The 26437-nt window shown below is 63.7% G+C and carries 17 protein-coding genes; 4 read left to right on the top strand and 13 right to left on the bottom strand.

Going from position 1 to position 26437, the window contains the following annotated elements:
- Window positions 1-838: 838 nt before the first annotated feature.
- Entirely contained in the window at window positions 839-2833 is a 1995-nt protein-coding gene (gene rpoD, locus HWY05_RS34205) for an RNA polymerase sigma factor RpoD (RefSeq protein WP_035561408.1), read from the top strand.
- A gap of 115 nt (window positions 2834-2948) precedes the next feature.
- On the opposite strand, the gene HWY05_RS34200 is transcribed toward rpoD, so the two are convergent.
- Complete coding sequence (locus tag HWY05_RS34200) at window positions 2949-3329, bottom strand: hypothetical protein (protein ID WP_035561405.1); 381 nt, start codon at window positions 3327-3329, stop codon at window positions 2949-2951.
- Window positions 3330-3739: 410 nt separating this feature from the next.
- Between HWY05_RS34200 and HWY05_RS34195 the strand changes: the two genes are divergently transcribed.
- A complete protein-coding gene (locus tag HWY05_RS34195) occupies window positions 3740-4231 on the top strand; it encodes a PRC-barrel domain-containing protein (RefSeq protein WP_176061129.1) in 492 nt (163 codons plus the stop codon).
- 286 nt (window positions 4232-4517) lie between these two features.
- Here the strand turns inward: HWY05_RS34195 and HWY05_RS34190 are convergent, their stop codons facing one another.
- The 12 genes from HWY05_RS34190 to HWY05_RS34135 form a co-directional block, all read right to left on the bottom strand.
- A complete protein-coding gene (locus HWY05_RS34190; protein ID WP_176061128.1) occupies window positions 4518-5576 on the bottom strand; it encodes a M48 family metallopeptidase in 1059 nt (352 codons plus the stop codon).
- 10 nt (window positions 5577-5586) lie between these two features.
- Window positions 5587-6693, bottom strand: coding sequence for a YjgN family protein (locus HWY05_RS34185; protein ID WP_176061127.1), 1107 nt, complete (start codon window positions 6691-6693; stop codon window positions 5587-5589).
- Window positions 6694-6768: 75 nt separating this feature from the next.
- Window positions 6769-7566, bottom strand: a complete 798-nt coding sequence (locus HWY05_RS34180) for a DUF2135 domain-containing protein (RefSeq protein WP_176061126.1) — start codon at window positions 7564-7566, stop codon at window positions 6769-6771.
- Between the two features lie 22 nt (window positions 7567-7588).
- Window positions 7589-8440 carry a DUF2135 domain-containing protein gene (locus tag HWY05_RS34175; RefSeq protein ID WP_244146773.1) on the bottom strand — a complete coding sequence of 284 codons (852 nt, stop codon included), beginning with the start codon at window positions 8438-8440 and terminating at the stop codon, window positions 7589-7591.
- Between the two features lie 62 nt (window positions 8441-8502).
- Entirely contained in the window at window positions 8503-10284 is a 1782-nt protein-coding gene (locus HWY05_RS34170) for a DUF2300 domain-containing protein (protein ID WP_176061125.1), read from the bottom strand.
- Window positions 10285-10297: 13 nt separating this feature from the next.
- Window positions 10298-15109, bottom strand: coding sequence for an alpha-2-macroglobulin (locus tag HWY05_RS34165; protein WP_176061124.1), 4812 nt, complete (start codon window positions 15107-15109; stop codon window positions 10298-10300).
- Window positions 15106-15813, bottom strand: a complete 708-nt coding sequence (locus tag HWY05_RS34160; RefSeq protein WP_176061123.1) for a DUF1175 family protein — start codon at window positions 15811-15813, stop codon at window positions 15106-15108. Before HWY05_RS34160 ends, HWY05_RS34165 begins: the two co-directional genes overlap by 4 nt.
- Complete coding sequence (locus tag HWY05_RS34155) at window positions 15814-17604, bottom strand: DUF2138 domain-containing protein (RefSeq protein ID WP_176061122.1); 1791 nt, start codon at window positions 17602-17604, stop codon at window positions 15814-15816. It lies immediately after the preceding gene.
- Window positions 17605-17967: 363 nt separating this feature from the next.
- Window positions 17968-19164 carry a PLP-dependent aminotransferase family protein gene (locus HWY05_RS34150; protein ID WP_176061121.1) on the bottom strand — a complete coding sequence of 399 codons (1197 nt, stop codon included), beginning with the start codon at window positions 19162-19164 and terminating at the stop codon, window positions 17968-17970.
- 174 nt (window positions 19165-19338) lie between these two features.
- Window positions 19339-20511, bottom strand: a complete 1173-nt coding sequence (locus tag HWY05_RS34145; RefSeq protein WP_176061120.1) for an FAD-binding oxidoreductase — start codon at window positions 20509-20511, stop codon at window positions 19339-19341.
- 150 nt (window positions 20512-20661) lie between these two features.
- Window positions 20662-22161, bottom strand: coding sequence for an aldehyde dehydrogenase family protein (locus HWY05_RS34140; RefSeq protein ID WP_035561388.1), 1500 nt, complete (start codon window positions 22159-22161; stop codon window positions 20662-20664).
- Between the two features lie 252 nt (window positions 22162-22413).
- A complete protein-coding gene (locus tag HWY05_RS34135; RefSeq protein WP_176061119.1) occupies window positions 22414-23262 on the bottom strand; it encodes a MaoC family dehydratase N-terminal domain-containing protein in 849 nt (282 codons plus the stop codon).
- A 172-nt stretch (window positions 23263-23434) separates the two neighbouring features.
- Here HWY05_RS34135 and HWY05_RS34130 point away from each other — a divergent pair, with 172 nt between their 5' ends.
- Together HWY05_RS34130 and HWY05_RS34125 are read left to right on the top strand one after the other, a co-directional pair.
- A complete protein-coding gene (locus HWY05_RS34130; RefSeq protein WP_176061118.1) occupies window positions 23435-24166 on the top strand; it encodes a 2OG-Fe(II) oxygenase in 732 nt (243 codons plus the stop codon).
- A gap of 279 nt (window positions 24167-24445) precedes the next feature.
- Window positions 24446-26419: an FUSC family protein gene (locus HWY05_RS34125; RefSeq protein ID WP_176061117.1), complete on the top strand. Its 1974-nt coding sequence runs from the start codon at window positions 24446-24448 to the stop codon at window positions 26417-26419.
- Window positions 26420-26437 lie beyond the last annotated feature (18 nt).

Here is a 26437-nt window from a genome sequence, read left to right as displayed (position 1 = left end):
TGCCGCCAGCGTTCAATCTGAGCCAGGATCAAACTCTTCAGTTCAAACCTGTTACTGTTTTTCGGTTCCGTTAAGAACCGGTCGCTCACTCAACGTACTGACGAATTGTTCGATCGTCTTTCGACAGTCAAACCTTCCTTTCATTACTGTGTGAGACTTGATACTTTCGCTTTACGGCAGATCCCGAAAGATCCACCTCGCGTCTCGCATCAAGCGCCCACACTTATCGGCTGTTAATTTTTAAAGATCGATTACGCATTCACTACCGGACCAGCACCGTGTGTTATCAACATCACAACCATCCGGCACCGCTTCGTTCTGCGTCGCTGCATCTGCAGCAGAGAAACGAGATTATGAAGAACGACTGACGTGTCGTCAACCCCCTTGCGTGAATTTTCTTTTGACGAAGCACGAATCGACGCCAGAAACATCCTCCCACCATACAGAGGGGGTCAGAGGGAACCGATTGCGTCGTGTGCGAACGAACAAGTTCCTCTATAGTGAAGAGCTTGTAATCGACCAATCCGCACACACCTTGGTGCATCGACCTCAACACGCCCCACCGCGTGTGACCGGCGGGCTGCGAACGGACCTGTTGACAACGTGCATGACAATTTCTTGTGCACACGATGAGCGCGAACGCGCAAGCTCAGCTATAATGCGAGCCGCGCGAATTTCGCACATTTCTATCGGCCCGCTTCGAGCGGGCTCATCTTTTTTGCTCCCCAGAGCAACAGCCAAACAACCGCGTTGAGTCACTCAGGTGATGTTGAGCCATGCTCGAAACGCCTGACGGTCGCGTCTTGCGTCTCATAGCGAAGCCTCTAGAGGAGAATACGTGAACCCTTTTGATCGCGAAGATTCGCAACACGAAAACGCCAGCTACACCCCAAAAGCTCCTTCGGGCCGCACGGCCAAGGGCAAGGGCGCCGGCAAAGCGATCCCCGTGGCGGCCGAACTGCCGCCGCAGCAGGCAGAAGAACGTCAGCGCCAGATGCGCGCGCTGATCCAGCTGGGTAAGGAGCAAGGCTACCTGACCCACGCGCAGATCAACGACCACCTGCCCGACAACTTCGCGCAGACGGCGGCGATCGACAGCATCGTCAGCGCGTTCAACGACATGGGCGTGCAGGTCTACGAGCAGGCTCCGGACGCTGAAACGCTGCTGCTCAACTCGAACGCCCCCGCCGTGGTGTCGGACGATCAGGCGGACGAGGAAACCGAAGTCGCCTTGTCGACCGTCGATTCCGAGTTCGGCCGTACGACCGACCCAGTGCGCATGTACATGCGCGAAATGGGTGCAACCGAACTGCTGACCCGCGCCGGTGAAATCGCCATCGCCAAGCGTATCGAAGACGGCCTGCACGAAATGGTGCAGGCGATCGCCGCTTGCCCGCTGGCAATCTCCGCCATTCTCGCGAGCGCCCAGCAGGTCGCGGACGGCGAACTGCGCATCGACGAAATGGTCGACGGTCTGAATGAAGAGACGGTCGCAGCCGAAGAAGAAACCCCGAGCGCCGAAGCCGCAGCAGACGTCGACACGGACACGGAAAGCGACGAAGAAGACGACAGCGAAGACGTCGGCCCGGCCGATTCGTCCGCAGCGGACGAAGCACGTCTGAAGCAACTCACGAGCGACTGCCTCGAAATCTTCGCCCAGGTTGGCATGTTGTCCGACCAGATGAACGCTTCGCACACGCGCGGCGACGTCAGCTCGAAGGCCTATCTGCGCGCACGCGAAGAGATCCAGCAGCATCTTGCGAAGATCCGCTTCACGGCACGCACCATCGACCGTCTGTGCGGCGATGTGCAGCATCAAGTCGCGCAGGTTCGCGCGATCGAACGCAACATCCTGCAAATCGTCGTCGCGAAGAGCGGCATGCCGCGCGAGAAGTTCATCGAGTCGTTCGGCGGCCATGAAGCCGACCTCGGCTGGACGGAACGCGCAGCCCGTGGCGCTACGTCGTACGGCGCGGCGCTGGAGCGCAATCTGCCGGCCATTCAGTCCGAACAGCAAAAGCTGATCGAAATCGAAGCCACGGTTTCGCTGCCGCTCAAGCATCTGAAAGAAATCAATCGTCAGATGGTTGCGGCCGAATCGAAGATGCGCAAGGCCAAGAGCGAGATGATCGAGGCGAATCTGCGTCTCGTGATCTCGATCGCGAAGAAGTACGTGAACCGCGGCATGCTGTTCCTCGATCTGATCCAGGAAGGCAACATCGGCCTGATGAAGGCGGTGGACAAGTTCGAATACCGTCGCGGCTGGAAGTTCTCCACGTACGCAACGTGGTGGGTTCGCCAGGCCGTGACGCGTTCGCTCGCCGACCAGGCTCGTACGATTCGCGTGCCGGTGCACATGATCGAAACGATCAACAAGCTCAACCGCATTTCGCGCGAGATCCTGCAGCAGACCGGCCAGGAAGCGCATCCGTCGGTGCTGGCGGAACGCATGGAACTGTCGGAAGAGAAAGTGCGCGGCATTCTGAAGATCGCCAAGCAGCCGGTGTCGATGGAAACGCCGGTCGGCGACGACGGCGACGCCACGCTCGGCGACATGATCGAAGATGCGGGCGCTTCGTCGCCGGCCGACGCCGCGATGCAAGCCGACTTGCGCGCCGCCATCGACGACGCGCTCGACTCGCTGTCGCCGCGTGAAGCGAAGGTGCTGCGTATGCGCTACGGCATCAACACGAAGTCGGACCACACGCTCGAAGAAGTCGGCAAGCAGTTCGACGTCACGCGCGAGCGGATTCGTCAGATCGAAAGCAAGGCCATGCGCAAGCTGATGCACCCGAGCCGCGCTGATCGTCTGAAGTCGTTCCTCGACCGTTAAGCTAGCTGTTTTACGCTTGCCGTGCGCTTTGCACGGCAAGCGGCTTCCCCTGCAAGACCCTCGCAAGACCCAGCCGTAAGCCCCTCCTGCATCATCTCCGCAGCACTCTCCGCCTTCACACCAGCAACGAAATAATCCCGCCCACGGTGAAGCCCGCGGCCAACCAGCGTCCAGCCGTGTAGAACGCGTTGCGATCCTGCTGCGGCTGATCCGGTCGTTCGAGACCCAACGTGCCATAGGCGAAAGACTTGACCGCCGAGACATCGTCGGTCAATGCACCCGCCGGCGTGGAATCGGTGACCGTCGGGTCCTGAGTCGAGCTTCCCTCCTGCGCTGCCGCTGCGGCGCCTTCCGCGGAAATTCGCACGGCATCGTCCTGTGTCGATGTTTCTGTCGACGCGGATTGCGTGGCAGCGTCGTCTTCAGCGGACGCGCCTTTGTTCATCGCGCGATCCGGACCCGGCAGTGTCGGCGACAACGCACTGTCGATTTGCATGACGACCTCCGTTCAATTCGTTCGAGGTTCGGGTTCGAGGCACGCGCGACTCGCCATCCGCCGCGACGATGCGCGATCTCACGCATGGACACGGCAAACGGCGGTAAGCGCACGCCCGGTTACAACACCTATCGACGCGAGCGGATCAAAACTTGAGCGTTGGTAAGAAAGGGTAAGCGCTGTTTAAACCAACGCCCTGCCAACGCCGGCAACCCACCACAACCCAATCACCCCACACCGCACGTCCACCCGCTTGGACCGGAAATTCGGCCGCGCGCGATTTATCGCATGGCGCCTGGTTTCAGGGAATGGGCGCGATGCGGTTGACGAGTTCAACCATGGCATCAACCATCCCCCACGGGCACGCCCATTGCGCGCTCCCTACACAAGCTTTTCACAGGGAGTCCATCATGACCTCGCTCACCCCTCAAAACCCGGAAACCACCGGCACAGCCAACACCTCCACCCAAGGCGCCGCCATCGTCGGCCTTGGCGTCGGCGACGGCCCCGGTCCGGACGTCATGGCCGCCTCGTCGCTTAACGGCAACAAGGTAATCTCTTCCGACGGCGAACACGTCGGCAAGATCTCGGCCATCATGCTCGACGTTCGCGGCGGACGAATCGCCTACGCGGTGTTATCGAGCGGCGGTTTTCTCGGCATGGGCGACACGCTGCACGCGATACCGTGGAGCGCGCTGACACTCGACACCGATGACAAATGCTTCGTGCTCGACGCCCCTGCCGAGCGAATCAAAAGCGCGCCGGGTTTCGATAAGGATCACTGGCCGTCGATGGCGGACATGCAATGGGGCGAGACGGTGCACGCGTACTACGACCGTCAACCGTATTGGGGGGCGACGCGCGACGTCGTAGAGAACCGGGAAGCGGACTCGAACTTCTGAAGAAGGAAGGGCTGGCAACGCCAGCACCTACCAGGCCATGGTCAGGAGATCAGAACGATCCAAACGGCCCGGGGCAAAGCAAAATAAAGCAAAACAAAGCGGCCTCGCCGACCATCACTCAATTTGTCCACAGAAATTGTTCGCAAGCCTGTGGACAACCTGAGCATGACTTACGTAACGCATTGATCGCATTGACTTGCACGACCGCGCTCGCAATAGCGCAATAACGCAATGAGACCCAATGAAACCCAATGAGACCCAGCGAGACCCGACGAGTCGCGCGCCGTCACGGCCTTGCGCACATGCCCCGAACAGCCGCCCATTGCTGGGCCGTCAACGCACTCTCGCCGAGCGGCGACCCTTGGCTACGCTTCTCACGATCAGCCGTCCGCGGATGATCCGACAAAAACTCAATCGCCGCGCCCGCGCTGCCCTCGCGCTTCTCCATCAACGCGAAAAAGCCCGCCAGCCCGTCGCTGCGTAATCCGCTCGCCTGCAGATAGGCGACGCCGTTAGCATCGGCGAGGCGTTCCATATCGCGGCTATACGACAGGCCGACCAATCGCCCCGCCAGCGACGACACATCCACGAAACCGAGATTGACGCCCAGCGTGGCGCTGATCAAGCTGATCCCAGCGCCGCGAAACAGCGCGACCACCGGATCGCGTCGCGCGATATGCCCCGTTTCATGCGCCATCACGCCGGCCAGTTGATCCGCACTGCCGACCCGCTGAACCAGTCCTTGCATGATCACCATGCGCCCGCCTGGCAGCGTCAGCGCATTCGCCGTTTTGCTGTCGATCACCACCAGTCGCACCGGTTCCGCGATGCCTGCCGCGCGAGCCAGCCGCGCTTCGAGTTGCTCGAGCGCGCGTTGCCCTTCAGCGCCGACGCACACCCGATGCTTGCCGACCACAACCGTTTCCACCATCTCACCGAGCTGGTTTTCAGCACTGCGCGGCATCAGCGCCGCGCCGACCGCCGGCAATGTCGTGACCAGCGCAAACGCCACCGCCAGCGTGGCCACGCCGACCAGCGCCCAGCCCAGGTACTGTCGACGCCGCCTGCGTGGCGTCATGACCTGCGCCGCGATCTGAGGCGGCAAAGCGTCGATACCGATCGACACACGGCCCAACTCGCCCTCACACGACACCGTAACTCTGCCGTCCGGATCGGGCCCGCCGACGATCAGCCGCGCACGCGGCCAAACCGCCAGTTCACCGGCGACACCGTCGATCGATAGAAACGCGTCGCTCCAACGCAGCGTAGCGCTATGCGCGGCCGCGCTGCGCCCATCGAAATAGCGCGCCTCAAGCGAGCGCGCCGCGTCGGAACCCACCTCCATCACTCCGCGCTCAGAACGCGCCACCATGATCGAGCAGGTTCAACATGCCTTCGCCGGTACGCGGCGGCGCCTGGTCGCTCTGACCGAGCGTCTGCGGATCGAGCTGGCCGGATACCTGAAGCGTATCCGCCACCACCCGCATCACGCGATGCAGCACGATAGGCAGCCCCAACCCAAGCGTAAACACGACGATCGCCAGATTGCCCAGCATCATGCCGAGCAGGCGCTTCCCGGTAATGCTGCTGCCGAAGCGCAGTTGCGAGCCGAGCGTGGTATTGCCCATCACGTGGCGCGTCACGAGCGCCAGATAAGCGCACTGAATCAGCAGCGCGCCGACGATGAACAGCACATAAAACAGGAACACCGAGCCAAACGCCATGGCCGCACCGGGATCGCCCGCCTTCAGCGGCGCATGGCCGAACGGCAGCAGCAGCATGAAGCTCTTGAGGAAGATCATCACGAGTACGGCAAGCAACGCGACCACGCCAACGAACGTCCCGACGAACGCGCCATACAGCGCGCCGGCACGCCCCTGGAAATGAAACTGCTGACTGCCGAAGCTGCTCGCGTTGATGCGGCGCTCGGCAAGGCGCATGGACACCCAGGGCAGCATCTGCCACAGCGTGACGATGCACAGCAGGCCGTACAGCAACGCATAGCCGCCGTAGACCAGCGACGAACCCGTCATGCCGCCACGAATCCCGCACCATTGCGTGCGGCTCAGCCGGTAGCGTTGCGCGCTGAAATAGGCGCCCGCCGCGACGACTGCGATCAGGATGTAGAGGGCAATCACCGGCAACGCGGCCAGCAACGCACTGCCGGTCACGGCGTGCAGAATGGCGCTGAGAACGACCGCGCCGACAGCCGCGCCGATCACGATCGCGATCGCCAGCAGAAAACCTTTGAACAACTCACCACCGGTGCCGGTGTATTCAAACCGTTCACCTTGAAACTGCATTCTCGACCAGATATAGCGGCGGGTATTGGTGGTCGCCCAAAAACGATAAATCCCCAGGGTGATGATCTGCAACAGCAGATTTTTGATGAAAATCCCGTACAGCTCTCCAATCTTGCCGTCGTAGGTCAATAGCGGCTGCTTCTGGTCGAGTGAATTCATTTTTGCTTCCCCCTTCTGATTTATTGACGTTTTTGTGATCCGCATGCGCGCGGATCTGGCGGGCTTACGCTCTTCTCACGGCAGCACAAAGGTTTTTACTAGCGTCAACTCACCAGGCTTACGCATCGGCACACGAATCGTTTCGCTCTTTTCGTCCGGCGTATTTTCGTTGGTGATGATGGTGATCTGCGCGACCGTGATATCCGCGCCGCTATTGCCGTTGCCGTAGTAATTCACATAGACGAGATAAGTGCCCTTCAACGGCGCGGCCGACGAATAAATCTCCGGCCCATAGCCGGTCGTCACATCCACGTCGAGCGAGCCGCCGTTCGGCGCCACGCGGTCGCCGTACCAGGTATGCACGCCATCGGGCGATACGATGTGCAGGTCCAGGTCGGTGCCGTCGGTGTCCCACGCGAGCAGCACGCGCAGCTTCGGCTGGGTCTTGCCGCTGTACGCGTCATAGAACTGCACGCGCTTGCGGGTGCCGTCCGGCGCACGCAGTTCGATGCCGTTGCTGCCCGAAGGAAACGCGTAAGGGCGCGAGAACTTGCCGTCCTCTTCCACGCGCTGCGGCAGCGGCGTGCCGTTCACCACCAGCGTGCCGACCGAGGTGCCCTTCTTCTTGGGCGTGTTGCGAATCTGCCCTTCGATCAGCGCGAACTTCGACTGGCCTTCCGGCGTCTGCACTGCGACCGCTGGGTAATGCACATCCTGTGTATAGCGCTCGGTGTCGCCGCTGGTGTTGCGCCAGCCGTTCAACGGCGCGGCGAAGTCGATATCGCTCGCGCGCGCCACGCTCGCCGCCTGCAAGCAAGCCACGACGAGCACACCGCAAGCCGCCTTCATCCACCGTGTCGTTCTGGACGTCATCTTCACCGCTCCCATCCCGCTGTCAAAGTCGCTCGCTTTTCACGAGCATCAGGTCGCCGATTTTGCGCAGCGGCACGATCATCGTTTCACGCCGTTCGTTCGGCGTATTTTCGTTGAAGACCAGCGTCAGCGTCGCCGTGATCACATCGCGATCGTGCGCGGTGGCGTCGAAGTTATAGCCGGTCGAATCGAAGTTGCCCCAGTAATTCAGAAAGAACAGCCACGTGCCATGCTCCGGCGCCGCCGACGAAAAAATCCCCGGCCCCGCGCCGTCCACCGAATCGACGTCGAAGCCGCTGCCGTCGTCGAGTGTCGGATTAGCGAAGAACGCATGCAGGCCGTCGGGCGTGATCACGTGCAGATCGACCTGGGCATGCGGATCGTCCCACGTGACGATCGCGCGCAGTTTCGCCTGCGGCTTGCTGTGGTCGGCTTCGTAAAACTGCATGCGCTGATGCTGCTTGCCGTCGGCGGAAATCAGCTCGATGCTGTTCGACCCCGCGCCGAACGCCCACGGCCGCGCGAACGCACCTTCGTCGTCGGTATAGAGCGGCGTCGGGTTGCCGTTGACGACTAACGTAGGCGGTCTGCGCGCGTGCTTGTCGATGTGCTTCAGGCGCCCTTCGATCAGCGTGCGGTAGCGCTGCGCGCCACGATCGACCGGCGGCCGCGGATACGCCGCAACGAAATGCTCGCCTTCGTTCGTCAGCCCACTATGCCGCCAGCCGCCGAAGGCGCCGGTCAGATCCGCGATGGCGCCGTCGGCGTCGGCGGCCTGCGCCTCAGTCGTCGTGCCGGCCAGCAACCCGGCCGAGCTCAACACAAACGCGAACGAAACCGCAAACGATACCGCCACCGCCGGGGCAGCGCGCATCCGAAAGCGACGCGCCAGAAACGGCCGCCCGGGCAGACAGGAAAGCGAACGTGAAACGAAGTTCATTGGATCGGATTGTCGGTACGAATCAGCGTGCGCGCGGTACGTTCGACGAACTCTTCATCGACGCCACGCGGATGATGCTGAAACGCGAGGTGAATATATTCATGCGTCAGCGCGATGCGGTCCTCTTCGGTCTGCAGCCGATAGATGTAGATGCGATTGCGCTGCGCATCCTCATACGGCCGCCCTTCGCGCACCTCGCACACGGCCGGCAGATCGGGCGTCTCGTAACCGGCCGCGCCGTCCAGACGCCGTGCCCACAATTGCGCGTTGCGTCGCAGCCAGTCCTGCGCGCCGGCCACCGCGATGCAGTCGCCAGACAGCGGGCTCAGGAACGACGTCAGCGTCGCTTGCGGCCAGGTGCGGGCGAGGATCGCGTCGAAGGTCTGGCCGCTTTGCGCGGACGCCTTCGCGGCCAGCCAGCTCATTTGCCCCGGCGCGGCTTTGTCGTGGTGATACTGCACCGGCACGCCGGTCAGCACGAGCGCGTCGGTCAGATCCGCGGCGCGGCGCGCGGCGGCGGTCGGCGCACGCGGCAGAACACGCTGCGTGTTGCTGCTGTCGTCGATCCGGTAACAGCCGTGATCGTGATTGCCGTGCTGCACGGCGTAAGTACGCGCGGCCACCGCCAGCGCCTTGGCCGCTTCCGGCTGGCTCGTGTCGCCTTCCCGCTCGACCACCCGCGCCACGTAGTCGTTCATGCCGAAACGGCCGACCACTTGCAGCGCGCCGCTTGCGTCGCGATCGAGTCGCAGCTCGCCGCGACTCGTCACCCGCGCCCAATTGCCGTTGACGAACCCAACGCGGAAATCGCCACGCAACACCCCATCCGGCGCAGCAGCCGGCCCGCTGTCGCCGAGCACCTCACGAATCGGATAGCGGCTGAAAAAATCGACCAGCACGCACGCGCCGTCGTCGGGAATAGTGACTTGCGTCAGCAGCGGCGCGATGCGCGGCGCGGCAGCCGCGAGCACGCGCGGACTGCCACCCTGGCCGCCGAGCCACACCGGCGTGCCGTCGGCGAGCCAGCCCGCCGCGCCGCCGATCGACGCACCCGGCCGCGCCGGATCCGGCATCGTCCAGGTTTTGGCGCGCAGCACGCTGCCGTAGAGCGCCACCGTGCCTTCGCCGCGTCCGCTCGTTAGCACCGACACCAGCGTGCTCGACGCCGCCTCGCGCGGCCGTGCGGGCACTGCCTGCAACGCGGCGAGCAGATCGCTCACCGGCACGCGGCGCGCCGGCGTCATCGCGTGAAGATCGCGCAGCCAGGCGGGCGCGTGAGCGGCGCTCCAATATTTGCGCCAGTCGGCGGGATCGAGTTGCAGGCGCGCGGGCTCGAAGAACAGTCCGCACGATTGCACCAGCGCATGTTCACGGTCGATGTGACCGCCCGTCATGCAGCAATACACTTCCTCGCGATCGCCGCCGCTGCAGGTGTAATCCGGCGCGGCGATGTTGCGGTCGACCAGATACGCGTAGACGAACAGCTTCCACACGCTGCCGAGCGGCGTTTCCAGCGTGGCCGGCAGCGCTTGCGCGGCTTGCGGCGCGATGCCGGTTGCCGGGCCGTCGGTGCTGACCTGCCAGAGCTGGCTCTGCCCGTCGCGCAACCAGGCAAAGCGCAGCAACGGCGCCTGGGACGTGGCCGACATCGCCGCGGCCGACGCCGGCACAGCCGCAACCGCGACCGCGCCGCCGCTCCCGCACCCCACGCCGACGACGAGCGCGACCCGCAGCGCAGTCGCCAGACGATGACAGGTATGCCGAAGCGTGCGGACCATGGCGCTCACTCGCTTACTCGATGCGCAGCGTATTCACGCGATCGCTCTTGCCGCCTTCGAACGCCTTCGCGTCCGGCTGATACATGCGGAAGTAGCGCGCGGGCGGCAACGCGAACGTGCCCGGCAACGCGAAGCGCACCAGTTGCCGCAACGTGACCGGACGGTCGAGCAGGGGCACCGGCTGGTGATACGCCAGCTCACCCATCTCGTACGACGCGGCGCGCGCGAATGGCTGCGGACCGCTCACGCCTTCCTTCTCGCCAGGCAGACCGTCGATCGACACGCCCCAGCTCGTTGCTTCGACATCGCCACCCGGCGGCAGCGGCACGTCCAGCAAACCATAGTGGTAGGCATTGCCCGAGCGCGGCGTGAGCGTGACTTCGTCGACGTACAGCGCGTTGCTGTCGATCGCGTCGCCCGACTTCACGCGCTTCGCGGTGAACGTCGCGCGGCCCAACTGGCTCTCGGCGCTTTCGCCCTTCTTCGGATCGGCCTTCACTTCCAGCGGTTCGAGCTTGTAGAAATGACGCTCGATCGTGATGTTCAGACGGCTGTCCTCGCTCGTGTGACTGCGGAACGAGACCAGCGCGTTGACGTCGGTCCGCGCCGCGCCGGCGTCGAGCGTGGTCGGCGCACTCGCGCCGCTCCACTTCCACAGCGGCGTGCCGGTCGGCGTCGTGGCGCGCGTCCAGCCCGCGCCTTGCAGCGACGGCAACGTGCCCACCGGCGCATCGCCGCCGAGCCCCTTGCGCAGCCACAACAACGTCAGCGCGCGGTCGAGCGTCGGGTAATCGGCGCTGCTTTTCGCCAGCAACGCCGACGTATCCGCCGCCGCGCCGCTATCGCCACCGGTCATCACGAGCAGGCTTTGCACCAGCGGCGTCTGATCGTTCGTCAACGCGGTACGTGCGGCGTTCGCGGCGGCGTCGAAACCATCCGGCAGTTGCGCGTTTGTGCCGCGCGCCATCGAAGCGATCAGCAGCATCGCCATCTGCTTGCCGCGCGGCGAATCGGCTTGCGCGAATACGATGCTGTCCGATGCGCCATACGTCGGGCCTTTGTTTGCGGTGGCCGGCGCATTGGCGGTCGCCGCTGCATCGCTCAACAGATCCGACGCGACGCCCGAGACCGGCGTAGCGACCGGCAAGCCCATCTGCTGCATGAACCACAACGCCAGCGCACGATGCAGCAGCGGTTCCTTCGCGCCTGCATCGCGATACACGTCCATCGCGTGCTGCCAGTTGTCGGCGGGCAGGCTGATGCCGAGGCTGCGGCTCGCGAGCCAGTCCGCGTAATACGCGTAGGCGGTGATCAGCGCGCTGCCGCCAGTGGTGTCTCCCCACCAGCCGAACGTGCCGCCGACACCCGCCAGCATCGCCAGACGCTGCCGCTGATTGCGCAGCAGTGCTTCGAGCCCTTGCGTCGAACTCGCGTTATCGCCGTGACCGATCGCATCATGCGCGAGCGCCAGCGGAATCAAGCGGCTCGAGGTCTGTTCGGCGCATCCGTACGGATAGTTGATCAGATCGTCGGCGACGCGCATGAACTGGCTCGCCGCGCTGCCGATAAAGCGCACGTTAATGTCTTGCGCGTCTTGCGGCAGATCGAGCGGCCTGTTCGAGCCGTCCAACGCGACCGTGTTTTGATGCAGGTCGAGCCAGCCGCTTGCGTCGAGATGGATCGTGGTCTGCAAACGGTCCACGTCTTTACCGTCGCGCCGCAAGGTCGAGTTGATCACGCCGGCCTTCAGCGCGCCGCTCGGCAAGCGCAGATAGTTCGCGCCGCGCTTGAGCGTGACCCTCTGATTCAGCGACAGACCGCCGCCGTCCACCAGCCACTGCGCGTCCATGTCCGCATCCGTCTGGTTGAAGGCGATCATGTCGACGGTCGGCTGATCGTTCAGGCGGAAATGCGACGGCCCGCTCCACTTCAGATACAGCGCCTTGTCCGAACGCACGTATGCGGTGCGCTGACCGACCATGCCGTCCGGCGCCGCCGCGCGCACCGTAATGCGCCAGCGCGCGAGCGAGTCCGGCATCTTGAAGGTCATCGTGGCGTGACCGTTCGCGTCGGTTTTCAGGTTGCCTTCCCACGCGGCTGTGTCCTGATCGTCGCGACGCGGCCGTTCGAGCACCTTCACGCCGCGCTCGTTGTAGTTCGCACGTTGCGGGCCGCCCGGCGCGCCCTTCAGCGGCGCACGCGCGAGGTCGTACGTAATGAACGACAGGCTCGACGAGGTCCGCACGTTATTGCGGCGCGGGTGATAGAAAAAGTCGACGATATTCGGCGCGATTTCCGGCTGCAACACGTAGACCATTTCATCGACCACGCTGACCGTCAGGTTCGCCGCTTCCGGCTTGCCGTTCAACGTGCTGTCGAAGTTCAGCGTGACCGTGTCGCCCGGGCCGTACACCGGCTTGTCGCTCTTCACGTTCAATTCGATCTGCGGCTGCGCGACGACAATGCCCGCGTTCTGGAACACGAATTCGCCGGCATGCACGTACAGCACCGAGAACGTCATGTTCGGCGCGAACTCTGCGCCGACCTTGATGCGCGCCTTCCATTGCGACGGCGCGACACGTTGCAGTTGCAACCAGTCGCCGCCCGCCGACAGCAGCGCGCGATGTTCGACGTTGTCGCGTTCGAGCGTCAGCAACGCGTCGTCGACCGGCATCGGGAACGTGATCAGCGCCTCGGCGGTATCGCCGATCTTGTACCGGTCGCGATCGAACACGATTTCGACGCTGCCCGGAATCGCTTTCAACCCGTCGCCTGCCACCCAATGGCTCGCGGCGGCGAGCAGATTGCCCTGGTCGTCCTTGACCGACAGCATGTACGAACCGGGTTCGTCGAACTGCACCGGGAACGACAGCGTGCCGTTCTTGGCGGTGCCCTTGAGCGCGCCTTCGCCATGCGTCTGCGATTCGAGGCGGGTCCATTCCCACTTGGACGGCGCATGCGACGCGGGGTCGAGCGTACCGAGCGCCTGCAGGTCGAAGTTGACCGCTTCTTTCGGCTGCGAGAACGACTTCGCGGACGTCAGCCGATACGGCGTGGCGCCACGCGCGATCAGCACTTCGCGCGTCACGCGCACCTTGTAGGCCGCACCGTCCTGCGCGAACAGCGTCAACGCGTAGCGGCTCGGTTCCTTCGCGGCCGGCAGCGTGAGACTCGCATTGCCGTCGCTATCGGTCTTCAACTCCTGCTGTTCGAGCTTGACCGGAAAGAGCCCCGCATAACGCAATTCACCGTCGACGATCGTGACCTTCTGCGCGCGCAACGTGACCGAGATCTTGCTGTCGCGCACCGGCTTGCCGTCCGGGTAACGCAACTGGATCTTGCCCTTAAGCGGCTCGCCGGTCGCGTAGTCGGCCTTGTCCATCGACAGGTTCACGTCGAAATGCGGCTTCACGTATTCGGCGACGCGGAACGCGCTGCCGTACACGTCGCCGTTGTAATCGAAACGCAACGTGTAGCCGCCGGCGGTGGCGTCGGCGGGCAGCGTGAACGCGGTATCCGCACCGGTATCCGACGCGAAATGCACCTTGCTGGTCGCGACCGGCGCGCCGTTCGGATCGAGCACGTCGAGCTTGATGTCGGCTTCGGCGGGCGCGGTGGATTGCGTCGCGTTCTGGAACGTACGGCCGATAAACTTCACATGCACCGGATCGCCGGGCCGGTACATCGGCCGATCGGTCACGGCGTAGATCTTCGTGTTGTAGATCTCGCTGTCGTAATAGAAATTCTCGGAGACGAACACGCCGCCCTGCGGATCGGCGCCGAGCACATAACTGCGCTCGGGGCTCACGTGTTGCAGCATCAGCGCGCCGTCGTTGCCGGTCGTGCCGCTTTGCAAAACGCCGACGCCGTCGGTCCAGCTCACGTCCGTATTCGCCACCGGCTTGCCGTTATCGCGCCGCGTGGTCCACACCAGCATGCCGCTCGACGCCGCTTTGACGACCGCCACGGTGTCCGACACGAACAGCAGCGTATGCGCGCGATAGTTGCCGATCACGGCCTCGACGATATACAGCCCCGGCGGCAGCTTGCCGACCGGAATCATCACGTTGCCCGAACTGGCTTCGATAAAGTTGCTGCTACTGCCTTCCAGATTCACGCCCTTGGGCGGTTCGATCACTTTCGCGTCCCAGATCGGATAGCGGAAGCGCGCGACGATGTCATAGCCCTTCAGCGGCGCGAATTGCGCGTTCGGCTCGAACTGCGTCGCGCGACCGGTCTGCTCGCCGAGCTTGAATTGCGGCGCCGCTTCGGTCGCCTTGCTGCGCGTCGCGAACGACAACACCCGCTGCCACGCGCGGCGCGCTTCGGTGAACCAGCGGTCCCACAGATACGCGAGCGTATTCGCGAGCCCTTCGCCCTGGTAATTCGGCGCGACGTTCAGTCGATGCAGATTCTTTTGCGCCTTCAGAAAGTCGAGCGGCCTGGCCACGCGATACACCACGATGTCCGCGCCGCCATACGCCTGCAGCGCGTCCTTGTACTCGCGGCCGGGCGCTTCCAATCGCACCTGCGCCAGTTGATCGCTGCCGAAGCTCGCGTCCGAGAGCAGGAAGAACGGCTGGCCGTCGACCTTCTGCGAACTGAAGTTGCTGCTCGGCGCGGCCTGCAGGGTCGGATTCGCGGCGATGCTGGTATCGGCGGCGCTGGTTGCCGACGCGTTGTCGTCGGCATAAGCGGACGGTGCGAGCGCCAGGGTCATGGCGGCAAGCAGTGCGGCCAGCGTAACGGCCGCGCGGCTGCGCGCGCCACTGCGCACGCGAGCCAACCAACCATTCGATGGCATGACGGAGTTCATTCGGTTCATGGTGTCAAAAAGTCCAAACGAAACACGCCAACGAAATTCGGATTGCCGTCGAGCGGCTGCCAGCGGGAATCTTTCCATTGCATCAGGTCGGAAACGGCGACGGCGCGCAGACCGGTATCGGTCGGCGTGACGGTGCCTGTGTGATAAGCGATGTAGCGATCCAGCCAGATCATCAGATGCTGGTCGTCGCCCTGGTCGAAGAACAGCAGGTCGCCGGGCAGCGCCTGGTTGACGTCCTTCGAGACAAAACGGCTGTTGCGTTGAATCAGTGCGATCGCCGACGCGTACGCGCCGGTCGAGCCGTCGAGTTGCGTCCAGCGATTGGCGAGCGTGCGCTGCGACGCCGACAGTTGCAGCTCCGGCGGCAGGCTGCCGGTGTCCGCGAGACTGGTCATGCCGTTGGCCCGCAGCCAGCGGGTGTCGTGCGATTTAAGCGTCTCGCCGACCGCGAAGCGCACGAGGCCCGCGCAGTCGCGTTGCGTCCAGCGCGGCGTAGGGCCGCGCCGCATCTGCTGGTCGACGATCCGCACGAACCACGCGCGGAAGGCGGCGGATTGTTGCGGCGAAAGCGCGTCGGGATCGGGCGAGGCGGTGGTGCTGCTGAGGGCGTGCGCATAGGGCGCGAGGCCGCTCAGCACGAACGCCGAGGCCGCGTGCGCGAACCACGCGCGACGCGACGCGCTGGGGACGCGAAGTGAGCGCACTTAATCGCCCTCGGTGCCGGGCTGATCCGCCGGCGCATCCTTTGCGCTCGTGTCCGCCCCTGCGCCGCCCTTCGCACGATCGAACCACCATTCGACCGGCACCCAGCCTGTCGAACCCGGCAGATTCTGCGGCAGGCTCAACGAAACCGGCGGGTAATGCGCGAGCGCATGCAGCTTCGGCACGAGATGCGTGCGCGACGCATTGCGGAACACCGCTTCCTGATCGGCCGGCAACGCGGCGCCGGCTTCGCGCTCGATCAGCGCGGCGGCGGACGAAGGCGTCAGCGTCAGAATCGTGCGCGGCAGACGTTGCGGTGCGAGCGTGTCGGCAAGTGCCGGGTAGCGCTTGTCGAGCACCGCGAGCGTATCGTCGACGAGACGGCCGTCCGGCGAGAAGATCACATAGCCGTGCGCAAGCGCGAGCGTCACCGGGAAATAGCGTTCCGCCGACAGTTGCGACGCGAACGACGCCTTGCTCGTCAACGCCGTCCCCGCGTTCGCGCTCACCGGACGTTGCCACACGCTGACGTCGGCGCCCTGATCGTGCGTGGTGACCGGCAGGCGCCGATAGCCGGTGTCGCTGCCGTCCGCTTTGGCCGCCTTCGCTTCATAAGCGCCGATCACATTGCCGAAGGTCTTGCCGAGCGCGGTCTTCAGAGCGGCGATGCTGGCCGCGTCCTGCGTCTTCACCCGCGCGACGAACACCGGCGCCACCAGCGTCGACTTCGCGTACCAGCACACCGCCGCCGGGCCGGCAAGCTGATCGCCGATCGCGGCCGCGTTGTCCTCGCCGCCGTCGGCAACCTTGCCCAACAGACCCGATGCTTCCTTCCAGTCCGCCGGCAAACTCGTACACGCCGCGGCATTGGCCGGCAGCGCGCGCCACAAGTCGGTGCTGTTCCACTGTTGCGGCAACTTGCCCGGCTCGATCAGCGCCGAGGTTTGCCAGCTCGCGGCCGCATTGCCGTTCGGCGAGAAATCGAAACGCAGCGCGTCGATGCCCGAGAAAAACGCCTGATAACCGAACGACAGATAATTCGCCGACACCACCAGCCGGTGGCCCTTCGGCGCGTCGCCCGGGGCGTCGAGCCGGTACGCGCTCGCCGCGTCGTCGCGACCCGACGACAGCATCTCGGACACCGCGTCGCCGCGCTCACCGAGCACGCCGCCCTTCTGGTCGAGCAGCACGCCGGGCGCGGAGATCACCACGAGGCGATCGCCTTTGGTCGCGAACAGCAGCGTGCGGCCCACCGCCAGTTTCAACGCGTAGACCGGCACGTCGCCGGAGAGCTTGGCGACCTGGCTCAGTTGCGCGTCGCTCGCGGCGACGTTCGCGTAGCCTTGCAGCAGCTTGGCGAGCCCGTTGCGATGCATCGACATCACCCAGTAGCCGAGGCGGCCGTCGGGCGAGCGCCACAGCAGCACATGCGCGGGCTCGTCGAACACGCGGCGGATCAGTTCGTCGCGCCAATCCAGTTGATGCTCGAACGCGAGACGCCGCAGCGCGCCCTCGGCGGACAGCCGCGTGTTATTCGATTCGTAGTAGTCGACGAAGTCTTGGGTCAGCACGTCATGCAATAACGGCACGCGCAAAATGTCGCGCGGCAAGCGGGACAATGCTTCGCTATCGATCACCGCATCGGGATGCTGAATGTCGAGAACGACTTCGCTATTTTCGGCCCCGGTGGCTTTGCGATGCCCGAATGGACGCCACATCGCCTGAATGATCACGCCGGCCACGATCAGAAGACCGACTACCAGGATTGCAATCTTTTTGCGCGACATCTTCATCTGATTTCTTCTGGTTCGATGCGACGGTATTAACTTGGATGCCCGGCGAATTAAGCCAACCGGATCAATCGCCGAAGGCAGCGATCATAACCGATATTTTTTGCAGAAAACCAGTGGTGCTTTGTATCTTTCTATTTAACAGTTCGCCATGAGTTCGCCATGTTTCAGGAGTTTGACGAAAAGGCGCGTGCAATTCATTAAGATATTCGAACGCGCATACAGGCGTGGCGGAGAATCGGTTTCCATGCTAATTCGCTGAGATTTAGGTCCCACATAAAAAAACCCGGCTTCGCATACGCTGCGCGCCGGGTTATTTCAAGTATTGACCTGACTGCTTTTCTGTGAATACCGCGTGGGTCGCCGTCAAACGAGATCCAGCGCCTGCTTCATTCTCTGCACGCCGGTTTCGATATCGGCGACGCCCGGCGCGGCGAATGACAGACGCAGTGCGGCCTGATCGATATTGTCTTTATAGAACGCGACGCCCGGCACGAACATCACGTTCCGTTCGATACAGGCATGCAGATAATCCGTCGCATTCTGGCCGGCCTTTAATCGCGCCCACACGAACATGCCGCCTGCAGGACGATGCAAGGCGATATGCTCCAACAGATGCGTGTCCAGCGCATCGCACAACGTGCGGCATTTCACGGCATAAGCGTCGACGATTCGCGGCAAATGACGTTCCAGCGCACCCTGCGCGAGATACTCCGCGGCGATGGCCTGGGTCCACGGCGAGCTGCAGAGATCGACGGTCTGTTTGGCCACCACGCAGCGTCGCAAGATCTCCGCGTGCGCGATCATCCAGCCCACGCGCAAACCCGGCGCGACGATTTTCGACAGGCTGGAAAAATGGACCACCCAGTCGCGCGAACCCGGCACCTGAGCGCTCAAGGCGAGCAGCGATGGCAATGCGGCGCCGCTGAAACGCAGGTCGCCATAGGGGTCGTCCTCGACGATCAGGAAGCGGTAGCGCGCCGCCAGTTTCAACAATGCCGTGCGGCGCTCGAGCGATAAGGTCGCGCCGGTCGGATTGGCGAAGGTCGGCACCGTGTACAGCAGCTTCGGCGCGCGGCGCAGCGTGCCGGCTTCGAGCAGTGCGGCGAGCGCGGCGACGTCGAGGCCGTCGTGATCGACGGGCACCGTCACCACGTCGGCCTCTTGCAGTTTCAACGCCTGCAAGGTCGCCGGATAAGCGGGCTGTTCGACCAGCACCACATCGCCGGGCGCGACCATCACGCGCAGCAACAGATCGAAGCCTTGCTGCGAACCGGTCGTCACGAGCAGGTCCTGCGGCGCGCACGGCGTGCCGCGGCGCGTCATCAGGCTGGCGAGTTGTTCCTTGAGGACCGGCAGCCCGTCGGTCGGGCCGTATTGCAGGCACAGCGTGGTCTGTTGCGACGCGCGCGCCGCCGCGGCGTCGAGCCCTTCACGATCGAACAGATCGCCGGCCGGATAGCCGCCGGCAAACGAGATCATGCCGGGCTGCGCCAGATACTTGAACAGCTCGCGGATCGGCGAACCGGTGGGCGCTTCGAAGGCGGGAGTGAATGCGAACATGGTGACGGGCCGTTGGGTTTGGCGGCTGGTTTGCCGACTCAGTTGCCGGGGAAAGAACGGCGTCGATTGTGGCCGTCGTCCGCGTGAGCGGCAAACGAGTTCTACGCACCATGTATTGCGCTTTTCGCATCAACTCGTCGCCGTATTATCCGGCTGCGTCATCCATGCATGGCGTTACACCACGTTCTTTTCCACAATCGGGCGATTTTCAAGCACCCGCGTGAAACTCAGCGAACCCAGATCCAGCGACGTATAACGGCCATGCAAAATCAGTTCGCTAATGCCGCGCCCGGTTGCCGGACCTTGTTGCAAACCATGACCGCTAAAGCCATTGGCGAAAATACAGTTATCGACGTCGGGGTGATAGCCAATAATCGCGTTCTGATCGAGCACGTTGTATTCGTAGTAACCGGACCAGCAATTCTGCACACGCAGGGCTTCGAATTGCGGCACGCGGTGCGCGAGCGTCGGCCAGATTACGTCGTCGAATAGCGCGTGATCGACTTCGTCGAGCGGCAGATCGTCCGGATCGTTTTCCGGCGAAGGCGACGTGCCGCAGATAAACGATTTGCCTTCGGGGCGGAAATACACGCCACTCGGATCGATCAGCAACGGACACCGTTCCAGTTGCCCCGGCGACGTGACGTTGAAAATACTGCGCCGGCGCGCATACACCGGAATGTCGATGCCGACCATTTCCGCCACGCGCCGCGACCAGGCGCCGGCGGCGTTCACAACCACGTCGCACGGATAGGTTTCGCCGTTCGCGGTTTGCACTTGCGTGACGCGTTTGCCGTCGCGATGAATCGCGGTGACGTCGGCCGCCACGTAGCGCGCGCCGAGCGATTGGGCTTTTTTACGCAGCGCCTGCACGAGACCGTAGCCGTCGAACCAGCCCTCGCCGCTTTCGCCATACGCGCCGGCCACGAGGTCTTCCGTATTGAGCCACGGAAAGCGCGCTTGTAACTCGATCCGGTCGAGCAGACTGATATCGGCGCCGAGACTTTTTTGCAGCGCGTGGTTTTCACGCAGCGTCGCGTCACCAGCCGACGTCGCAAGAAACAGATAGCCGCCTTCGTGCAGATCGATAGACGGTTTCGCGCCGTCGATCTCGAGTCGCTCGCCGATAGCGCGCAGAAACTCAATGCCGAACAGCGACATCTGAATAGAAAGCGGTGTGGAGAATTGCTGACGGATCGACGCCGCGGAGAGCGCCGACGAAGAGCGCGCGTAAGTCGGATCGCGTTCGATCACCGTCACGCTGACTGTCGGATCGGACAGCCGCAAGAAATACGCAATCGAGCTGCCGATTACCCCACCGCCGACGATAACGACTTTGGAACTCACGTCTTACTCCACGAATAACGTGGCCGCTCTGCAACGCCGGGCGGCGCAAACGGATTGCTGAATGAGGTCGTACAAAGATAAAGCGGCAGCGGCGCGCGAATGCGCCGCTGCTTTCACTGACTGCGCTCGGTAATACTGAATCAAGCCGAATCAGTCGATATTGAAATCGATGCCCTGCGCGAGCGGCAATGCCGACGAGTAGTTGACCGTGTTGGTCGCGCGGCGCATGTAGGCCTTCCACGAATCCGAACCCGATTCGCGGCCGCCGCCGGTTTCCTTCTCGCCGCCGAACGCGCCGCCGATTTCCGCGCCGCTCGGTCCGATATTGACGTTGGCGATACCGCAGTCGCTGCCCGCGTCCGACAGGAAACGTTCCGCTTCGCGCAGATCGGTCGTGAACACGCACGACGACAAACCATGCACGGCCGCGTTATTCGCTTCGACCGCCTCCGCGAAATCGGAGTAGCGCAGCACGTACAGAATCGGCGCGAAGGTTTCCTTCAGCACCACCGACGTTTGCGACGGCATTTCGACAATTGCCGGACGCACGTAGTAGCCGCCTTCGTAACCCTTCACCTCGACGCGCTCGCCGCCGAACACCTTGCCGCCTTCAGCCGTGGCCTGCTGCAACGCTTCCTGCATGCGCGCGTACGACTGCTTGTCGATCAGCGGACCCATCAGCGTGCCCTTTTCGAGCGGATTGCCGAGCGGCACCTTGCTGTACAACTGCTGCAGACGTTCGATAGTCTTGTCGTACACGCTTTCGTGCACGAACAGACGGCGCAGCGACGTGCAACGCTGCCCCGCCGTGCCCACCGCCGAGAACAGAATGCCGCGCATGGCGAGTTCGTGATCTGCCGTTTGCGTGACGATGCCCGCGTTATTGCCGCCAAGTTCGAGCAGCGAGCGGCCGAAGCGCTTGGCCACTTCCACGCCGACCGTGCGACCCATTTCCGTGCTGCCCGTCGCGCTGACGATCGACGCGCGCGGGTCCGCCACCAGCTTCGCCCCGACGTCGCGGCCACCGTTGATCAACGCGGTCAGGCCGGCCGGCGCGTCGCCGAATTCCTGCAACGCTTCGATCAGAATCTGATTGACGGCGAGCGCGGTGAGCGGCGTCTTTTCCGACGGCTTCCAGATCACCGCATTGCCGCAGACCAGCGCGAGCGCCGCATTCCACGACCACACGGCGGCCGGGAAATTGAACGCCGAGATCACCACGCAGGTACCCATGGGATGCCACGTTTCCGCCATGCGATGGCCCGGACGCTCCGACGCAATCGTCAGGCCGTACAACTGGCGCGACAGACCGACCGCGAAATCGCAGATGTCGATCATTTCCTGCACTTCGCCCATGCCTTCCTGGAGGATCTTGCCGGTTTCGAGCGTGATGATGCTGCCGAGCGCGTGCTTCTTTTCGCGCAGACGGTTGCCGAGCAGACGCACCAGTTCGCCGCGACGCGGCGCCGGCACGTTGCGCCAGGCGGTGTAAGCCTCTTGCGCGCGGGCGAGGGCCGTGTCGACTTCCGCCACCGTGTTACTGGCCACGCGGCCGATGAGTTCGCCGGTAATCGGCGAATGAACCGCGATGTCGCCGGCTTGCGCCGCCTGGGCAATGCCGAGGTCAGCGAGGATGGTCGAAGCGTCCATGAGAATCCCTTTAATTTCCGATGCGAAACAAGAGTAAGTTCGGAAACTATACACGGGGGATTTTATGGCGGCAAGCGTATTTGCCCGGGGCGGATCGTGGAAAAACCCGGTCAGGCTTGCCAGGCATGAATGGCGCGCATCATTTGCGCACCGCTTGCTGGGCGTGCGGTGAGCGCGCGAGCCTAGGCGCCTGCGTTAAGGAGAGGCACCGTCGCCGTCACATTCGTTTCTTATTGGAAATATGCCCGGATTTCAGGCGAGCGCGGCCATCGCGCGCATGATCAGATAGCCTTCGTGGTCTTTGGCCCACAGTTCGATCGTCTTGCCGTCGGCGGCGAGCTTGCCGCATACCGTCAAGGGCTGGGCGGCGAAAGCCGGGCGCAGCGCCTTGAAGGCAAAGCTTTGCAACGCCGTATCCGCGTCCGGCACTTCGCGACGCACCAGATCCACCAGCAGCGTCGCGATCAGCGGGCCATGCACGATCAGGCCGGGGTAGCCTTCCACCTCCGTCACATACGGATAATCGTAGTGAATGCGATGGCCGTTGAAGGTCAGCGCCGAGTAGCGGAACAGCAGGGCCGCGTCGGTGTCGATCGTGCGGCGCCACGTTTCGCCCTCCGGCGCGAGCGCCGCTTTGGGCGGATGCCCGCCCGCCTCGGGCGCGTCGCGATAGACGATGTCGTGTTCCTCCTCCAGCTTCAGTTCGCCGCCGGCTTCGATCGTGTGCTGCACCGTGACGAACACGAGCCGGCCGGAACGGCCGGTCTTGTCTTCGATATTGGCAATGGTCGATGTGCGCGTGGCGCGCTCCCCCACGTTGAGCGGCGCATGAAACGTCAGACGCCCACCGGCCCACATGCGACGCTGCAACGGCACCGGCGGCAGAAAACCGCCGCGCTCGGGATGACCGTCCGGCCCGACGCTGGAGAGCGGCGACGCTTCCAGAAAGTACAGCCAATGCCACAGCGGCGGCACGGTGATGCCGCGCTCCTCGCGGTCGAGCGTAGCGGCCATCGCCGTGAGCGGAAAGGCGGTGATGTCGTCTTTGACGACGACTTCCTTGAACAGCCAGTCGTCGAGTTTCTGTGGGGAGTCGGACATGCGATGAATCTCCGGGTAGCCGCATTGGCGCTGAACGAGGGTCCTACTATGACCGATGCGCCAGGGCGAGCCAAGCCGGGATGGGAATGAAAGAGCAAGAGCCGGAGTGTGCGGCCGATGACGCGTGCTTACACTCGGTCATCGCTCGAAAAATGCTGGACGGAGATGGCTGATGAATACGATTGTGAGAGAGGCGGACGCGCTGGCGCAGCGCGTCGATGCGGTCGACTGGTTCGACGTGGAAGAAGAACTGAATGGATACGGCTGCGCGATGTTGCGCAATCTGCTCAGCGCGGAAGAATGCGATGCGCTGACCGCGCTTTATCCGCACGACAGGTTGTACCGCAGCCGTGTCGTGATGGCGCGGCATGGTTTCGGCCGTGGTGAATACAAGTACTTTGCGTATCCGCTGCCGTCGCTGATCGCCGGTCTGCGCGGCGAGCTTTATCCGCGTCTCGCGCCGGTGGCGAATCGCTGGAACGAGGCGATGGGAATCGACGTCCGCTATCCGGCCGCGCACGCGGCGTTTATCGAGCGCTGCCACGCCGCCGGCCAGACGCGTCCGACCCCGTTGATGCTTCAATACGCGCCGGACGATTACAACTGCCTGCATCAGGATCTCTACGGCGAGCACGTGTTCCCGCTCCAGGCGGCGATTCTGCTGTCCGAGCCGGGCGTGGACTTCACCGGCGGCGAATTCGTGATGACGGAGCAGCGTCCGCGGATGCAGTCGCGCGCGGAAGTCGTGCCGCTGCGCAAGGGCGACGCGGTTGTGTTCGCGGTGCATCACCGGCCGGTGCAAGGCACGCGCGGCCCGTACCGGGTGAATCTGCGGCATGGCGTGAGCCGCCTGCGCTCGGGCCAGCGGCATACGCTTGGGGTGATTTTCCACGACGCCACCTGACGTGGCGCGGTGCTGCGCTGCCGCAAAAATTCGACAAGCGTCATTTTGTCCAGGTATCATCCGGGAAAACCCGAACCCACCGGATGCGCTGCACCACCCTTTGCAGCGTGTTTTGGTGTGCCTGTTCGGGTGTTATCGCCCGTCGTCGGACGGGGCTATTGGCCGGTGATCCCGGCATGACAGCCCAGTTCGGCGATACGTAGGTGGCGGGCCGCGTGCCCGCCCTGTCGCAATCGGCCAAAAGCCGGAGGCGGCCATTTAGCCTGGATATCATCGATCATGATTGCTGCCGCGTTTTCGCGCGTCGCCGACCGTCTGCTAGCCGCGGACCCGGGACTCGTCCGCCTCCATAACGCGTTGCGCGTTGCGCTTGCCTGCCTGCTGACCGGCGTGGCGGGCATCGCGTGGACCGTGTCTTACCATCAGCCCATCACCCTCGCTGCGCCCGGCATCCTCTTCGCGATGGTCGCGCCGCTGTTCGTGCGCGACGCGCGACGGTCCGCGTGGTGCGGCACCCTTTTCTACCTTTATCTGTGCTCGTGCGCGTGTTTCGCCGCGGCGAGCGTGCTGAGCCGCTTTCCGCTCGCCGGCGATGCGGGTTTTCTCGTCGTGATGTTCGTCGGCATGCTTTGCCAGGCGTGCGGTCCGCGCGCGTTGGGCTGCGCGATGCTGGGCGTGGTGTGTTTTTACCTGGGCTTGTATCTGCATCCTTCGATGCAGCATCTTGTGATGTCGCTGTTGCTGTCCGCGTTGGGACCGGTGATGGTGACGTTGGTCGGCCGCGTGCTGGTGCCGACGCGGGTCACGGCGAATTTCCGGTTGGCCGTGCATACGGTTACGTTGCGTGCGGCGCGTCTGCTGCATGCGCCGGGGGCGGCGAATCTTTCGTCGTTGAATGAAGCGGCGCTGTCGCTTGAGGAGCAACTGGCGTTGCTGAATCCGCCGGATGCCGAGACGGTTCGCGAGAGGATCGTCGAAGTGGAAGTCGCGGCTGGGCAGCATGCGTTTGCTGCGGGGCCGGCTTCGGGTGGCATGCAGGCGAGCGCGGAGGTGTTGCGGCACGCGATTGGGCGGCTTAGGGAGATGGCGCAGCGAGGTCGTGCGGGAAGGGCGGCGGGGTTGCCTTCACGCGTTGATGTTGATGTTCGCTTTGCTGCGTCCGCAGCGCAGCGTTTCGCCGATTTGCGCGCCAAGCTCTGCTGGCTGCCCGCCACGCGCGCGACGACCGCCGCGTTTCTCGCGATGCTGATCGGCCACTCGCTGTCGCCCGAGCGATGGTTCTGGGCGGTGATCACGACGTTCGTCGTGTTCCTCGGCACACGGTCGCGCGCCGACACGGTATATCGCGGCGCACAGCGGCTCGTGGGAACGCTGGCCGGTGCGTTGGTCAGCGTGCTGCTGGTTGCGCCGTTGCATGGCTCGCCTGGGTTGCTGGTGGCGGCGATGGTGGTGTGCGTTTTCGGCTGGGCTTACTTCATTCTGAATGCGTACGCGCCGGGCGTGTTTTTTATCACCGTGCTCGTTGGGCTGGTTTATGGCGAGCTGGGCTTCGCGATGGGGCCGTTGGCCGAGCTGCGGATCGAAGAGGTACTGGTGGGGTGTCTCGTGTCGTTCGCGGTCGCGATGTTGATGATGCCGCTTGCGGCGACGCGGCATGTGGAAGCGAGACTCGGGGCGGTGCTTGCGGCTTTGCGGGAGGTCGTGCGGGTGGCGGGTTATTCGCGGGCTCATGGTCACGGTGCTGCGGATGGGGCTGCGGAAGCGACGTCGGATGCGACTTTGGATGCGACTTCGGCGATGCGCAAGCTCGATCGTAGTTGGCATGATCTGCGGATTGCGTTTAAACCGCTGCAAACGCAACGCGTTGTGGTGTGGAATCCCGATGTTGAGCTGGCTACCGGTTCGCTGCTTTGCTGTCTGCATTGGGCGCGGGTGTTAAGTGATTCGTCGCGGCGCGGCGACGCGGTTTCGGAAGGTGCGGCGCTTAATGCGGCGGAGGTTGGAGCGGCGCATATGGCATCGATCGTGGCGCGGCTGGATTCGTTGATTGCGCGGTATAGCGGTGCGGGTTCTGCGTTGGGTGGGTTGGAAAAGCCTGAGGCGTCGGTTGCCGCGCTCGATGTCGCTCCGGATGCGGCGCCAGCGCTGGCTCAACTCGATGGCGCGGTCGCGCAGTTGTTTGATCGGTTGACCCAGCCGGTTCAGCAAACTCGGCGGATGTTCAATTGGGCATTTAGAAGTCGGAGCGTTTGAGGGCCGCTGGCTAGCGTC

Source organism: Paraburkholderia sp. BCC1876 (assembly GCF_902833695.1).
Taxonomy (GTDB): domain Bacteria; phylum Pseudomonadota; class Gammaproteobacteria; order Burkholderiales; family Burkholderiaceae; genus Paraburkholderia.
Note: the sequence above shows the minus strand (reverse complement) of the source record. Positions and strands in the feature narration are given on the sequence as shown.

Excerpts from the sequence above, each read along its gene's own strand:
- HWY05_RS34200 (WP_035561405.1), bottom strand. The coding sequence starts at position 3,329 with ATGCAAATCGACAGTGCGTTGTCGCCGACACTGCCGGGTCCGGATCGC.
- HWY05_RS34195 (WP_176061129.1), top strand. The coding sequence starts at position 3,740 with ATGACCTCGCTCACCCCTCAAAACCCGGAAACCACCGGCACAGCCAAC.
- HWY05_RS34190 (WP_176061128.1), bottom strand. The coding sequence starts at position 5,576 with ATGGAGGTGGGTTCCGACGCGGCGCGCTCGCTTGAGGCGCGCTATTTC.
- HWY05_RS34185 (WP_176061127.1), bottom strand. The coding sequence starts at position 6,693 with ATGAATTCACTCGACCAGAAGCAGCCGCTATTGACCTACGACGGCAAG.
- HWY05_RS34180 (WP_176061126.1), bottom strand. The coding sequence starts at position 7,566 with ATGACGTCCAGAACGACACGGTGGATGAAGGCGGCTTGCGGTGTGCTC.
- HWY05_RS34175 (WP_244146773.1), bottom strand. The coding sequence starts at position 8,440 with ATGCGCGCTGCCCCGGCGGTGGCGGTATCGTTTGCGGTTTCGTTCGCG.
- HWY05_RS34170 (WP_176061125.1), bottom strand. The coding sequence starts at position 10,284 with ATGGTCCGCACGCTTCGGCATACCTGTCATCGTCTGGCGACTGCGCTG.
- HWY05_RS34165 (WP_176061124.1), bottom strand. The coding sequence starts at position 15,109 with ATGAACCGAATGAACTCCGTCATGCCATCGAATGGTTGGTTGGCTCGC.
- HWY05_RS34155 (WP_176061122.1), bottom strand. The coding sequence starts at position 17,604 with ATGAAGATGTCGCGCAAAAAGATTGCAATCCTGGTAGTCGGTCTTCTG.
- HWY05_RS34150 (WP_176061121.1), bottom strand. The coding sequence starts at position 19,164 with ATGTTCGCATTCACTCCCGCCTTCGAAGCGCCCACCGGTTCGCCGATC.
- HWY05_RS34140 (WP_035561388.1), bottom strand. The coding sequence starts at position 22,161 with ATGGACGCTTCGACCATCCTCGCTGACCTCGGCATTGCCCAGGCGGCG.
- HWY05_RS34135 (WP_176061119.1), bottom strand. The coding sequence starts at position 23,262 with ATGTCCGACTCCCCACAGAAACTCGACGACTGGCTGTTCAAGGAAGTC.
- HWY05_RS34130 (WP_176061118.1), top strand. The coding sequence starts at position 23,435 with ATGAATACGATTGTGAGAGAGGCGGACGCGCTGGCGCAGCGCGTCGAT.
- HWY05_RS34125 (WP_176061117.1), top strand. The coding sequence starts at position 24,446 with ATGATTGCTGCCGCGTTTTCGCGCGTCGCCGACCGTCTGCTAGCCGCG.